Consider the following 14,229-nt stretch of genomic DNA (forward strand, 5'->3'; position numbering starts at 1 on the left):
GCGACAGCAACAGCACCGATGTTGGTCACGAAGGCGTTATCACAGGATGTGATGGTTTTAGCCTTCGTTCCTCTATTGCTGATCCCCAAGGAGTCACCCAGCCTCCACTCCAATCAACTTATATAAGTAGAATGCGTTTTAACAATTGTTATCCCCAACTTTTGATGATAATCCCAATAAAAATAAGTATGGTATTGATCTACACCCCAACTTTTCGAACATGACGGGGTCTACCGATTAAATCACCAAATAATGTCGGTATTATGCTGCACTCCACTATCATGTATCGGCCTTACCTAGACTATTTTTGATAAAGATTATGCTCTTTAATATAGTCATAACAAGCATCAGGGAGTAGATATCTTGGTTCACCACCCATTGCAAATTCTTCTCGAATATAGGTAGAGCTAATTTCCATCGCTAACCCTTTGTCAATTAAGTGGAATCTCCCATCATCATGATTCCTCAAAATAGGGGAACGGCTAATTGTTGATAACATATCAATTCCATGCCTTGCCATTACAATAAATTTATTCTCAGCTACTAATGCATCTCCCTTTTTCCACAACCCTGCACCAATATCGACTAATAAATCAGCGCCCATAATAAAATGAATGTCATCGTTCGGGTGTTGTTCTCTAAAATATTTCATCGTATCATATGTGTAAATATTCCAGCCCTCTTGCTCCATTTCATATGAATCTGCAATAAAACGCTCATCCTTAGTAATAGCCAGCTGCAGCATATTCCATCGATGCGTATTCTTTGTTTTTATCTCCTTGTCTTTTCGTTTATTTGAGCAAGGTAAAAAAATCACTTTATCTAATTTGCAACGATGTGCGACTGTGCTTGCTGTCCAAAGGTGAACATTTGTAATTGGATCAAAGGATGATCCGTAAATCCCTATTTTCGCCATTCCCTACCCCTCCATTCCTCGTCTCTATTAGTTTCTCCCATTCATCATCTTCGTGACTTTTTCTTTAATTTCTTTAATTCTTGTCATTTTGTTATCCCAGCATGCTTGACTTAAATCGACTGGATACTCTTCTGGATTCATTGTTCGTTTGTACTCATTCCATAGTAGATGTAAATTTTCTTCTACATATACTCGAATTTCTTGAAGTGTTGGTTCCTTATAAAGAATAGATCCATTTACTACAATGTCTTGATGTAGTTCTTTCGCTGTAAAACTCGTCACAAATTTACTGATATAAGTATGAACAGGGTGAAACATTTTCAAGCGCGTTTCCTCTTGCGGGTTTTCGTAGTCCAATGCAATATAATCCCCTTCAGCATGACCATTGTCTGTATTAATAATTCGATAGATACGCTTGCGGCCTGGAGTCGTTACTTTTTCAGGATTTCCGGAAATTTTGATGGTATCGACCATTTTCCCGTTTTCATCTTCAATAGATACTAATTTGTATACGCCCCCAAGAGCTGCTTGATCGTAGGCTGTAATAAGCTTAGTGCCGATTCCCCATGTATCAATTTTAGCCCCTTGTGATTTCAAATTTATAATCGTGTATTCATCCAAATCATTAGATGCTATAATTTTTGCATCCGTGAAGCCTGCTTCATCTAGCATTTTTCTCGCCTTTTTTGAAAGATATGCTAAGTCCCCACTGTCCAGTCGGATTCCTACAAAATTGATTTTATCTCCGAACTCCTTTGCGACCCGAATTGCAGTAGGGACACCAGAACGCAACGTATCATACGTATCTACTAAAAAAACGCAATCTCTATGCGTACTTGCATACTTTGTAAATGCAGTATATTCATCACGATATGCCTGTATCATGGCATGTGCATGAGTACCTGATACAGGGATGCCAAATAATTTTCCAGCTCTTACATTGCTAGTTGCAGAAAATCCACCAATATAAGCTGCACGTGTTCCCCAAATCGCTGCATCAAATTCATGCGCTCGACGCGTACCAAATTCCATCGCCACATCCTTACTAATCACTTGTTTAATGCGCGAAGCCTTCGTAGCAATAAGAGTTTGGTAATTAATGATATTCAATAAAGGTGTCTCCATTAATTGAGCTTCTGCCAATGGCGCTTCAATTCGTAAAATAGGTTCATTGGCAAATACCAATTCACCTTCCTTCATTGCAGAAATAGTGCCTGTAAATTTTAGACTTTGAAGGTATTTAAGAAATTCCTCTGAGTATTTTCCTCCCTCGCGTAAATATTGAATATCACTATTAGAAAAACCAAAGTTTTTAATAAACTCCATCATCTTTTTTAAGCCTGCAAATATCGCATAGCCATTCCCGAACGGAAGTTGTCGAAAGTACAATTCAAAAACCGCTGTTCGATTTTGAGTACCATCACTCCAGTAAGTTTCCACCATATTTATTTGATATAAATCCGTGTGCAACATGAAGCTATCGTCTGCATATTTCATACCCCGTTCCTCCGTTTACATAATAGTAGCTCCGAGAGAATGCTCGAAATGCCCTAACGCCCACTCATGCCCCGTTTGATTAAAAGACGCTACTGCATTTTTATGAATAACTATGTTATATCCTTTATTATAGGCATCTACCGCTGTATGAAGAACGCAAATATCCGTACATACACCTATTAAATGCAGTTCTGTAATGCCTCTTTCGCGCAATTTAATCTCTAAATCCGTACCTGCAAAAGCAGAATATCTGGTTTTATCCAAGTAGTAGACATGCCCTAACTCTTTATTGCCTTCATATAGTTCTTTTAAAGAGCCATATAGTTCTCTCCCCCTTGTATCTCGAATATTGTGAGGAGGAAAAAGCTTTGTTTCTGGGTGATAGCTATCTTCTTTTTCATGAACATCAATAGCGAAAACTACAAAATCGCCGTTTGACATAAATTCCTTTGTTAATTGTGTATTTACCTCTTCCAATAGTTGCCCCGGTTTTCCGCAAGTTAGAGCTCCATCTGGTGCTACAAAATCCACTGTATAATCAATATTAATCAATGCACGTTTTGGCATTTCCATCACTCCATTTTCTTTTTAATTAGTAATTAAAGGATTACAAATTACTATATTGAAAAATTATCAGGAAAGACAGATGCTTTCCTAATGATAAATTGACTCTACGATTTCGAAGTCATTAAAAGAATATAATTGCGACGGTCTAAATGAATTTCTTTTCGTTTTCTTCGGTTTCCCTTCTTCATCTAAAACTTTTTCAATAAAAGGCAACTTGGGCGCTTTTGTAAAGAACACAGAATCATTTGAAATGCGTGGATCATCTCCCACTGTCAATAAAACCCTCTGTAGCTCAGATAACGTAAATTCTTCTGGTAAAAAGTTTTTAGCAACCGTTGTTTGTATCATATCTTTCTTAATAAATTCTAAAGCGTCTGAAATAATTTTTCGATGATCAAAGGCTAATTCGAGTTTGAACACTTCATTTATATCGAATAACTCCACTTCTGCGGCATCATCATTGGCTTGACGCTGGTCAATGTACACTTCCGGAACGATTGCATAAAAGGCATTTGAAATCATCCAGCCTCGAGGATCACGATCTATGTCATCGTAGACACCAAAGTGCTTAATGTGTAGACCGTCTACATTCGTTTCCTCCTTCAATTCTCTTTTAGCAGCCATATAAGCGGTTTCCCTTTTTGTCGCATCTACAAATCCACCTGGAAGCGCCCATTTCCCACCTTCGATATTTGGATTTCCTTCATGATCTTTTTCAGACCGTTTAATCAACATGATTTTAAGCGTCATCATCGGAGGTGCTTTTTCCTCTACTTTTTCTGATGTTATTGTAAAAATTGCGATATCTGACGTATACCCATCAGGTGTTATATATTTAGAAGAATCATAATTCGCCAGAACTTCTTCTTGTGAACGATATTTTGTCATTTTAATAAAACTCCTTTGATACCATGTTTTGCAGGAATGATGATGAAGGTTTAGATAAAGCGTAATACTTCAACTATATACGACTCCCTTAGAGAGCGAGTATTTGTTTTACTTCTTATGGTTTTCTCCTGCTCACACGGGTGTATAGGTAAAATTTTAGATCATCATCATAACGTGTGTGGTCGATTTCCGTTCCGGCTGGGCGCTTTGTTGTTGCTGTCGCTACGCTTTCGCACAGATAAAACAATTGCTGTCGCTTCGCTTTCGCACAGAGCAAAGCTTCCTGGGGGCGTCCGATGAGCCGCTTCACTCGCGGTGCTCGCTCCAGGGTCTCGGGCCAACATGATGTTGGTCACGAAGGCGTTATCACAGGACGTGATGGTTTTAGCCTTCGTTCCTCTATTGCTAATCCCCAAGGAGTCGCCCAGCCTCCACTCCAATCAACTTATATATGGCATATGTTTACCAAATGTCATCTGGAAATTTGGACACTACTTCATTATATTTTCTATAAATCGCTATCAGTAATTTGTAATTCTTGAATTATTATTTAATGACATGATAACTTTTCCAGTTAACAATTTCAACTCTTTTAATAAAAAAAGAGAAAATTCATAAAAAAAGCATAAATAAAGCATCTCTGCCTTATTTATGCCTTTCGTATTATTTAATTTACTAGTTGATTTTTCAAAAGAATTCCATCCTGTACGACAACTCGCCCATTCTTAATGACAGTATTCGTATGATTCATGCCATAGAAATATTGTAACTGCTTGTAATTGGCAACATCCAATATAATGACGTCAGCTTGTTTGCCCGCTTCAAGGGAGCCAATTTGATGTCCACGGTTAAGTGCATACGCTGCATTAACGGTTGTCGCCGTTAACACTTCCTCTAATGTCATACCCATATGCATACAAGCTAAATTCATGATAAATGGCAGACTCATCGTTGGCGATGAGCCAGGGTTAAAGTCAGTTGATATAGCTACAGGTACCCCTTCATCAATCATTAGACGTCCTCTCGCAAATGGTGCTCGTAAGAAGAATGCTGTTCCAGGTAGCAACACGGCAATCGTGCCAGCTTCAGCCATTTTTTGTATACCTTCATCAGAAGCAACTAGTAAGTGCTCCGCCGAAATGGCTCCTACTTCCGCAGCAAGTTCCGCTCCCTTATAAGGCTCAATTTCATCTGCATGAATTTTCGGTGTTAACCCCAATGCTTTTCCAGCCTCTAAAATGCGTTGTGATTGCTCTGGCGTAAATACTCCTTTTTCACAAAATACATCATTGAATTCTGCAAGGTTTAGCTCAGCTACTTTTGGCAGCATGTCATGAATGACTACATCCACAAATTCATCCTCACGTCCTTTATAGTCACGTGGCACCGCATGCGCCCCCATAAAGGTACTAACGACATCAATGTCATGTGTGGCTTGCAATTCCTTAGCTACTTCAAGCTGCTTCTTTTCAGTTTCCCAATCCAAACCATAGCCTGATTTTGCCTCAACCGTTGTGACACCATGCTTTAAAAACACATCTAAATGATTCATAGTTTTTCCATATAAATCACCAAAGCTAGTTTCTCGAGTCCGCTTTGTTGTGGCATGAATCCCGCCACCCGCATTCATAATTTCCATATATGTGGCACCGTTGAGTCGCATATTAAACTCCTGCTCACGTGTACCTCCATGAACTAAATGCGTATGACAATCAACGAGACCTGGCATAACAACCTTACCTGAGGCGTCAATAACCTCAGCCACCTTTATAAGATCAGGGAAATCCGCTTCTAGCTGGGCAATGGGCCCTACTGCTATAATGCTATTTCCCTCCATTAAAACACTGCCATTTTCCAGCACCGCAATGTCACGCATTTGTTCTTTTGTACGAGGACCTTGAACGGTACTTTTTAACGTGATCACTTCGTTGGCGTTTTTGATTAAAATAGTCACTTCACATCATCCTTTAGCATCGGTATATGCACACCTTTGTTCTTCGCTGTATTAATGGCAATTTCATAGCCAGCATCTGCGTGACGCACAACACCCATTCCTGGATCGGAAATTAACACTCGCGCAATTTTCTCAGCGGCTAGCTCCGAACCATCCGCTACTAGCACTTGACCAGCATGTTGAGAATAACCCATGCCTACACCACCACCATGATGCACACTTACCCAACTTGCACCACTTGCTGTATTGACAAGTGCATTTAGAATTGGCCAATCTGATACTGCATCAGTGCCATCAAGCATGCCCTCTGTTTCACGGTTTGGTGATGCAACTGAACCTGAGTCTAGGTGATCTCGACCAAAGACGATCGGTGCTGATAGCTCCCCATTGGCAACCATTTCATTAACCTTCAATGCAAAACGATGACGATCACCATAGCCTAACCAGCAAATTCGTGCCGGTAACCCTTGCCATTTCACCATTTTTTGCGCCATATCAATCCAATTTACTAGACCTGCATCTTCAGCAAACATTTCTTTTGCAAGTGCATCTGTTTTATAAATGTCCTCAGGGTTACCCGAAAGTGCAGCCCAACGGAATGGCCCTTTCCCCTCACAGAATAATGGACGAATGTACGCCGGAACAAAGCCAGGGAAGTCAAAGGCATTCGTTACACCCATCTCTTTGGCATAAGCACGAATATTATTACCGTAATCAAATACTTCCGCACCTGCTTGTTGGAATTCAAGCATTGTACGAACATGCTCAGCCATCGTCTCTTTTGCTCTTCGCTCATACGTTTTTACATCGCTTTTACGCAGTTCAAGTGCTTCCTCAAACGTCATGCCATTTGGAACATAACCATTGATTGGATCATGGGCAGATGTTTGGTCTGTTACAAAATCAGGAATAATTCCACGGTTCAACAGCTCACGATTAACGTCTGCACAGTTGCCAACAAGACCAATTGACGCAGGCTCTTTTTGGTCACGTAGTTTATTGACTAATTCAATCGCTTCATCTACCGTCCCCACTAGATAGTCACAGTAGCCCTCTTTAATTTTACGTTCAATTCGAGCACGTTCCACTTCGACTACTAAAATGACAGCGCCAGCCATTTTCCCAGCTAAAGGCTGTGCACCACTCATACCACCCATACCACCTGTAAGGATGAATTTGCCGCGTAAATCTGCCGTGCCAAATACTTTTTTGCCTGCCTCTACGAATGATAAATACGTTCCTTGTAAAATACCTTGTGCGCCAATATAAATCCAGCTACCAGCCGTCATTTGACCGTACATCATTAAATCGCGGTCCTCTAACTCATAAAAATGCTCCCAATTTGCCCATGCTGGCACTAAATTAGAATTTGCAATTAATACACGTGGCGCATGTTCATGTGTACGGAATACAGCTACCGGTTTTCCTGATTGAATAAGAAGTGTTTCATCATTCTCTAATTCTTTTAATGACGCAATAATTTGCTCATAGCTCTCCCAATTACGCGCTGCCTTCCCGATACCACCGTAAACGATTAGTTCATCTGGATTTTCTGCTACCTCAGGATCTAGATTGTTCATTAACATACGCATTGCAGCTTCCTGCGTCCAACCTTTACAAGATAATTCATTCCCACGTGGTGCACGGATATTTGTTTTGACTACCATAAAAAACACGCTCCTTTAAAATAGTAAAAATGCTATTGGTGTTACGATGATTAACGTTAATACGACACGTTCAAACCAAATGATTATAATTTGGCGCAATGTCACTGGAATTTCAGTTGATAAAATAAGTGGTATGACAGCCGAAAAGAACAAAATTGCTGAAATCGATACAACTGCCACAATAAATTTCGTCACAAGTGCTGCTTGTGTGACAACAAGTGCCGGTAAAAATACTTCTGCTAAAGATAATGACAGCGCTTTTGCCGCTAAAAATGGTTCTGGAATTTGCAGAACATATGTGAATGGTACAAAAATATACGAAAGCCAATCAAAAATTGGTGTATATGTTGCAAGTACAATCCCCAAAAGACCAACCGATAAAATCGATGGCATAACCCCCATCGTCATGATGAAGCCATCCTTTAGATTCGCCCATAAAATTTTAGACATAGGCGGATTCTGCTCAACCGCCTCCATCGCTTGACGCCACGCTTCTTTAAAATGCCCCTTCTTCACAATCTTTTCTGGCTGCGGCGTTGCGCCCTCGTAGTATTCATCCTTCATTGTACGAATTGGATAAATGCGCACTGTTAAGGCTGTGACCAAAAATGTTACAACGAGCGACACCCAAAAAAATGCATTCCAATGCTGCATCATATCCAGCGTACCGGCAATGACAACCATAAACGTTACAGATACAGTCGAGAAGCCTGTTCCAATAATCACAGCCTCCTTCGCTGTGTAGCGACCTTCCGTATAAAGACGGTTTGTTAACAGCAATCCAACCGAATAACTCCCGACAAATGAGGCTACTGCATCCACCGCTGAACGTCCTGATGTTTTAAAAACAGGTTTCATAAATGGCTGTGCTAAAACACCGATATATTCAAGCAATCCGTAGCTAACTAGAAGTGCTAAAAACAAAGACCCGATCGGAATTAGTATTCCCACTGGCTTAACAAGCTTCTCCAGTAAATACGGGCCAATGCTTTCATCCGCTAACCATGCAGGGGCTATATTGAAAATTAACAAAATCCCCGCAATCATACCGCCCACTTTAAGGATTGACATCACAATATTCACTGTCGACTTATTCCATTTCTTAGTCAGGAATGGATGAATCGCTCCACCTACAAGCATTATGAGTACATAGGCAGTTACAAGCAGTGGCGCTTCGGTGCGAATAAAATTTACAATGTGATCAATTAAAATGGAATTCTTACCCCGCCATTCAAAAGATACGAAAAAACTGAATATTCCGACTATACTACAGATAAACATCTTAATAGCGGAGGAGATTCGAAATTGCGAATCTCGCTCCAGCTCTCGTTGATGATATTCCATATTACTCCCTCCGATGTAAGTGCTTTTTCTGAAAGAAATTTCGAGGTCATCCAAACAAGCTGAAAGATTTTTTGGATTTTCTCTAGGAAGCGATCGTCTTAAAGTTTACATATACTCATTTAATAGAACATCACTCGTTAATAAATACTCTGAAAGCGCTTCAATTTCATCGCCGATAGGTTGATCCGCTAACAGTGGCGGACAAAACTCACGCACTTTTTCTAAAAACTTTCGCGTTGTTGGAGATAACTGCTCCTCTGCCTTATCTAAATGGATAGCCTGCGATGCACAAATCATTTCTATTGCAATGACACGAGCGGCATTGTGTACGATTTGACGTACTTGACGGGCTGATGTTGTACCCATGCTCACATGATCTTCTTGGTTACCTGATGTCGGTATGGAATCCACACTTGAAGGATGTGCCAATACTTTATTTTCAGATACGATAGAGGCTGCTGTATATTGAGCAATCATCAGTCCACACTCAATACCAGGATTTGTCGCTAAAAACGGTGGCAAACCTTCATTAAGTTGTGGATTAACCATGCGTTCTGTACGTCTCTCCGAAATATTAGCCCATTCACATACACCGACTTTTAAAAAGTCCATTGCTAATGCAATTGGTTGACCGTGGAAATGACCCCCAGACAATACTTCTCCATTTTCTAAAACAATCGGATTATCTGTCGTTGCATTCATTTCAATTTGCACGCGGTCCTCCGCATAGAAAAATGATTGCCATGAAGCACCATGTACTTGCGGAATGCAACGTAATGAATAGGCATCCTGCATACGGATTTCACCTTGCTTTGTCACACGTTTACTTCCATTAAGCCACTTGCGGATTCGTCCACCAACAAGCTCTAGTTCTGGGTGTGGTCTTACCGCCAAAAGCGCTGGATCAAATGCTGACGTAATGCCCTTCAGTGCCTCAAGTGTTAAACTTGCTGCCATATCTGCCGCTAGCCCCATACGCTCTGCCTCGTTCACTGTTAACACTCCGATACCCGTCATTGCTTGTGTACCATTTACAAGTGCTAGCCCTTCCTTAGCTTGTAGTCGGACAGGTTTTAGCCCAGCTTGCTGTAACGCCGCACTGCCACTCATCATCTCTCCATTAAACTCAGCCTTCCCTTCACCTATTAGCACTAAAGCCAAATGTGATAACGGCGCTAAATCTCCACTTGCTCCTACTGAACCTTGAGAAGGTACAATCGGATGGACTCCCTTATTTATAAGATTCAATAGCAGCTGCACTGTTTCCAGACGAATTCCTGAAAAACCTCGGGCTAAAGCATTGGCACGTAAAACCATCATGGCACGTACAACATCTGTCGGGAACGGTACACCAACACCTGTTGCATCTGAGCGTAATAAATTCAACTGTAAAAGCTCAATGTCTTCCTCTTCAATCTTTATATTACTTAGCTTTCCAAAGCCTGTATTCACACCATAAATGGTTTGGCCCTCAGCTAAGCGTTTTTCAATTCGCTCCCTACTTAAACGGATACGCTCCACACTGTCTGCAGATAGCGCAACCGTAGCAAGGCCATTTACAATTCCCCCTATTTGCTGCCTTGTTAATGTCTTGCCATCAAGCTCGATAATAGACTTCATACTGCCATCCCCCTGTTTCCTTTATAACTATGTAAAAATGCTCTTAATCCATTTCGCTATCGCTACAAAAGATAAATAACAATTACTCTAACTACATTGTACTAACTACTTTTTTCAGAAAATAGGGAATTTTAAAAGAGAATACATGAATTATTTCAGATTTTTTGTTATTTTAACAATATAATCGTATTTTTTTACGAAACTAGATAATTTTAAGGGGTGGGTTTGTAGTTATGAAATTGTTATTAATTGATAGAGACTCCGCTGATCTTTCAGGTATTCGTTGGTTTTTACATACATATTTTCCTGGCGATGTAGCCATCGAAATAAGTACAACTATTAATGAGGCACTTCAAAGTATCCAGCAATTCGAGCCTGAAGTGATACTACTAAACATTGACCTATTCTCGAATAATCGCTTAACTGCGCTTTATCGTGTTTTACAAAAACATTCAGGAACTATTTTAGCTATGACAACAGAGCCATTATTTAAAAATGCATTAAGGGCAATCGATTTACAGGTCGCACATCTCTTCGTTAAACCAATTGATTTAGAAGTATTAAAGCAAAAACTCACTGTTATTTCCCTTCAAACACCAAAGGCAGAAGCAGTATATCCAGAAGCTACAGATGAATCTTTTTACGATCAACTATTTTTAGATAGTAAAACTAGTACCCTAGAGACAAATATACACTTCACCATGATCGAGCCTGAGCATTCCGATATGTTTAACAAACTGTACAACTGGCTTCAGCAAACGCCTATTTATTCTAGTATGAGGATTTATCCTTTATCAGAGAGAATTGTTTGCTTATTCCAAACAAATGATTTAGAGAAAGATGTTCGTACATTAATCAAGGAATGGCGATTGACAAATAATAGCTCTTTAAATATTGGGATATACGATGGGGAACCTACAACTATGAAGAATATGTATACCTTAACGAAGCGTGCACTTCGTCAAAGCTTTTACGAAGGCTATGGGCACATTTTTTATACGAGTAAACAGTTGAAGACACAGCCCTTCGATCCTTTACTAACACCCGAAGAGCAACAATTGTTGATAAGTAGTTTAGAGGACGGGAATATTGAAGCTGTCAAAGCATTTTTATATCGACTATCTAATGAAGGAATTTATTACGAGCAAGATGACTTACGTATTCATCTAACAAGTGTTTTGGCGCAAATCCGCCGCTTTATGCTGAAGTATAAATTACACGAGAAAGCTGCCATTGAGCAAAATTATCGTCAGCTTTTTCATTTAATTATTGAGCATCCTATATTTTATACCATTCAAAATGGCATCATATCATTTACACAAAAACTGATTGAATTGGCCCGTGAGGCACGAATGGAGAAACGGGCCGACTATGTAGAACTGGCCATAGAAATTATCGACCAACAATTTCAGGATAGCGGGTTATCTTTACCTTACGTTGCCCATAAATTGGGTATTAGTCCCAATTATTTAAGTACGATTTTTTCAAAGAAGCAAGGCTTGCCACTTAAACGCTACCTGCAACAGGTCCGAATTCATAATGCTTCAAAAATGCTTGTAGAAACTGATTTTGCCATTAGTGAAATTGCCTATTTAAATGGTTTTGAAGACTCGAATTATTTCATTAAAATTTTTAAACAGCACATCGGAATTACTCCTCATCGTTATCGTAAAACATAAAAAGGCTAAATAAGTAACATGGAGTGGATTTCCGTTCCAACTAGGAGTTCGTAAAGAGTAGCGGATAGAGGCTTTATCTTCGCGGGATCTCATCGATATCTGATCCCCAAGAAGTGAAATGCCCAACCTTAACTGTAATCAAGTGTTATTATCAATTATCATATTCTATTTTCAATAAGAATAAATAAACAAAGGAGTTCATTTTAATTTCTTTTAATCTTGAGCTATCTCTTCTTTATAACTAAATTTTAAACAATTCTCGAAAATGTTTAAAAAGGCTAAATTTGTGGTAAAACCTATTCATAATCTCTTTAAATCCGGCATATATTTATAGTCTATACTTTAATGTAAAAATTCTTTAACAATAATAATTATAATTTACTAGCAATTCTAGTTTGTATTTGTTATAGTTATTGATGAAGAGTTTGACTCACAATTTTTTCTTCAGGAGGTAAACTAATATGACAAACCAAAATGATCGTAGCCGTCGTTTTACAACAGCAGGTGGCGCTCCAGTAGTAAGCAACCACGATTCAATGTCAGCAGGTCCTCGTGGTCCTCTATTACTTCAGGATGTATGGCTAGTTGAAAAATTAGCAAACTTCAACCGTGAAGTTATTCCTGAACGTCGTATGCACGCTAAAGGCTCAGGTGCATTCGGTACTTTCACTGTAACGCATGATATTACTAAATATACAAAAGCAAAAATCTTCTCAGAAGTTGGGAAGAAGACTGAAATGTTTGCACGCTTCTCCACAGTTGCAGGTGAACGTGGTGCAGCGGATGCTGAGCGCGATATTCGTGGCTTTGCACTTAAGTTCTATACTGAAGAAGGTAACTGGGATTTAGTTGGTAACAACACACCTGTATTCTTCTTCCGTGATCCTTTACACTTCACAGATTTAAACCACGTGGTAAAACGTGACCCACGTACAAATATGAAAAATGCGAATTCAAACTGGGATTTCTGGACTTCCTTACCAGAGGCGCTTCACCAAGTAACAATCGTTATGTCTGATCGTGGTATTCCGTCAGGTTACCGCAATATGCATGGTTTCGGTTCTCACACTTATAGCTTTATTAATGAAGAAAATGAGCGCGTATGGGTTAAATTCCACTTTACTACAGAGCAAGGCATTAAAAACTTAACTGGTGCCGAGGCTGCTGAAGTGATTAGTAATGACCGTGAATCTTCACAACGCGATCTATATGAAGCAATTGAAAAAGGCGATTTCCCTAAATGGAAAATGTCCATTCAAGTAATGACAGAGGAACAAGCTCGCAAATTACCATATAACCCATTTGATTTAACGAAAGTATGGTATAAAAAAGACTTCCCATTAATTCCTGTGGGGGAATTCGAGTTAAATAAAAATGCGGACAACTACTTTGCGGAAGTTGAGCAAGCTGCATTTGCACCATCTAACATTATTCCTGGCATTAGCTTCTCGCCAGACAAAATGTTACAGGCTCGTATCTTTGCATATGGAGATGCACAGCGCTACCGTTTAGGAGTGAACCACTACTCGCTTCCTGTAAACGCACCAAAATGTCCATTCCGTACGTTCCACCGTGATGGTGCTATGCGTTTCGACGGCAATCTTGGTTCAACTTTAAGCTATGAACCAAATAGCTATGGTGAATGGGAACATAATTTAGACTACAAAGAGCCTGAATTACGTATTGACGGTAATGCTGGTATCCATGACTTCCGTGAAGATGATAACAACTACTTTGAGCAGCCAGGTAAATTATTCCGACTAATGACTGCTGAACAACAACAACGCCTATTCGAAAATACTGCTAATGATATGGCGCCAGTTGAAGAGTTCATCAAACGCCGTCATATCCTTCACTGCTATCTAGCTGATCCAGCATATGGTGAAGGTGTAGCAAAAGCTATGGGTCTTTCATTAGAAGGTATAGATCTTTCAAACCCATACGAAAAACAAGCAACAAACGTTTAACTTATTTCAGCAGAAGCCTCTGCTGAAATAAGTTAAAGCCTCCGGCGGATGTCACGGAATCGGAAAGGAGTTCTTTGTGCAAGCACAAAGCCGATTCCAGACACAATTATGCCGAGGCATAATTGATTTT

10 protein-coding genes are annotated in these 14,229 nt (G+C 39.7%); 2 read left to right on the top strand and 8 right to left on the bottom strand.

The window, feature by feature from the left end; translation table 11 throughout:
- Positions 1 to 301: 301 nt before the first annotated feature.
- The 8 genes from nadD to hutH form a co-directional block, all read right to left on the bottom strand.
- Positions 302 to 916, bottom strand: coding sequence for a nicotinate-nucleotide adenylyltransferase (gene nadD / locus ACFXN8_RS25170; RefSeq protein ID WP_376074332.1), 615 nt, complete (start codon positions 914 to 916; stop codon positions 302 to 304).
- 27 nt (positions 917 to 943) lie between these two features.
- The gene (locus tag ACFXN8_RS25175; protein ID WP_386848161.1) at positions 944 to 2,413 is read right to left on the bottom strand and encodes a nicotinate phosphoribosyltransferase; all 1,470 of its coding nucleotides are present in this window, start codon (positions 2,411 to 2,413) and stop codon (positions 944 to 946) included.
- 15 nt (positions 2,414 to 2,428) lie between these two features.
- The gene (locus ACFXN8_RS25180) at positions 2,429 to 2,980 is read right to left on the bottom strand and encodes a cysteine hydrolase family protein (RefSeq protein WP_386848162.1); all 552 of its coding nucleotides are present in this window, start codon (positions 2,978 to 2,980) and stop codon (positions 2,429 to 2,431) included.
- Positions 2,981 to 3,067: 87 nt separating this feature from the next.
- Entirely contained in the window at positions 3,068 to 3,868 is an 801-nt protein-coding gene (locus ACFXN8_RS25185) for an NUDIX domain-containing protein (protein ID WP_386848163.1), read from the bottom strand.
- Between the two features lie 667 nt (positions 3,869 to 4,535).
- A complete protein-coding gene (gene hutI, locus ACFXN8_RS25190; RefSeq protein ID WP_376074337.1) occupies positions 4,536 to 5,822 on the bottom strand; it encodes an imidazolonepropionase in 1,287 nt (428 codons plus the stop codon).
- Complete coding sequence (gene hutU / locus ACFXN8_RS25195; RefSeq protein WP_386848164.1) at positions 5,819 to 7,489, bottom strand: urocanate hydratase; 1,671 nt, start codon at positions 7,487 to 7,489, stop codon at positions 5,819 to 5,821. The genes hutI and hutU overlap by 4 nt, the downstream gene beginning before the upstream one ends.
- A gap of 15 nt (positions 7,490 to 7,504) precedes the next feature.
- On the bottom strand, positions 7,505 to 8,833 hold the full coding sequence (locus ACFXN8_RS25200) for a YjiH family protein (protein ID WP_386848165.1): 1,329 nt from the start codon (positions 8,831 to 8,833) through the stop codon (positions 7,505 to 7,507).
- 105 nt (positions 8,834 to 8,938) lie between these two features.
- A complete protein-coding gene (hutH, locus tag ACFXN8_RS25205; RefSeq protein WP_386848166.1) occupies positions 8,939 to 10,453 on the bottom strand; it encodes a histidine ammonia-lyase in 1,515 nt (504 codons plus the stop codon).
- Positions 10,454 to 10,686: 233 nt separating this feature from the next.
- Between hutH and ACFXN8_RS25210 the strand changes: the two genes are divergently transcribed.
- Positions 10,687 to 12,132: a helix-turn-helix domain-containing protein gene (locus tag ACFXN8_RS25210; protein WP_386848167.1), complete on the top strand. Its 1,446-nt coding sequence runs from the start codon at positions 10,687 to 10,689 to the stop codon at positions 12,130 to 12,132.
- A gap of 461 nt (positions 12,133 to 12,593) precedes the next feature.
- Positions 12,594 to 14,099, top strand: a complete 1,506-nt coding sequence (locus tag ACFXN8_RS25215; protein ID WP_386848168.1) for a catalase — start codon at positions 12,594 to 12,596, stop codon at positions 14,097 to 14,099.
- The last annotated feature ends 130 nt before the right edge of the window (positions 14,100 to 14,229 follow it).

The organism is Lysinibacillus sp. NPDC059133, assembly GCF_042755925.1.
Lineage (GTDB): Bacteria > Bacillota > Bacilli > Bacillales_A > Planococcaceae > Lysinibacillus.

Coding starts and splice junctions, on each gene's coding strand:
- nadD (WP_376074332.1), bottom strand. CDS start 916: ATGGCGAAAATAGGGATTTACGGATCATCCTTTGATCCAATTACAAAT.
- ACFXN8_RS25175 (WP_386848161.1), bottom strand. CDS start 2,413: ATGAAATATGCAGACGATAGCTTCATGTTGCACACGGATTTATATCAA.
- ACFXN8_RS25180 (WP_386848162.1), bottom strand. CDS start 2,980: ATGCCAAAACGTGCATTGATTAATATTGATTATACAGTGGATTTTGTA.
- ACFXN8_RS25185 (WP_386848163.1), bottom strand. CDS start 3,868: ATGACAAAATATCGTTCACAAGAAGAAGTTCTGGCGAATTATGATTCT.
- hutU (WP_386848164.1), bottom strand. CDS start 7,489: ATGGTAGTCAAAACAAATATCCGTGCACCACGTGGGAATGAATTATCT.
- ACFXN8_RS25200 (WP_386848165.1), bottom strand. CDS start 8,833: ATGGAATATCATCAACGAGAGCTGGAGCGAGATTCGCAATTTCGAATC.
- hutH (WP_386848166.1), bottom strand. CDS start 10,453: ATGAAGTCTATTATCGAGCTTGATGGCAAGACATTAACAAGGCAGCAA.
- ACFXN8_RS25210 (WP_386848167.1), top strand. CDS start 10,687: ATGAAATTGTTATTAATTGATAGAGACTCCGCTGATCTTTCAGGTATT.
- ACFXN8_RS25215 (WP_386848168.1), top strand. CDS start 12,594: ATGACAAACCAAAATGATCGTAGCCGTCGTTTTACAACAGCAGGTGGC.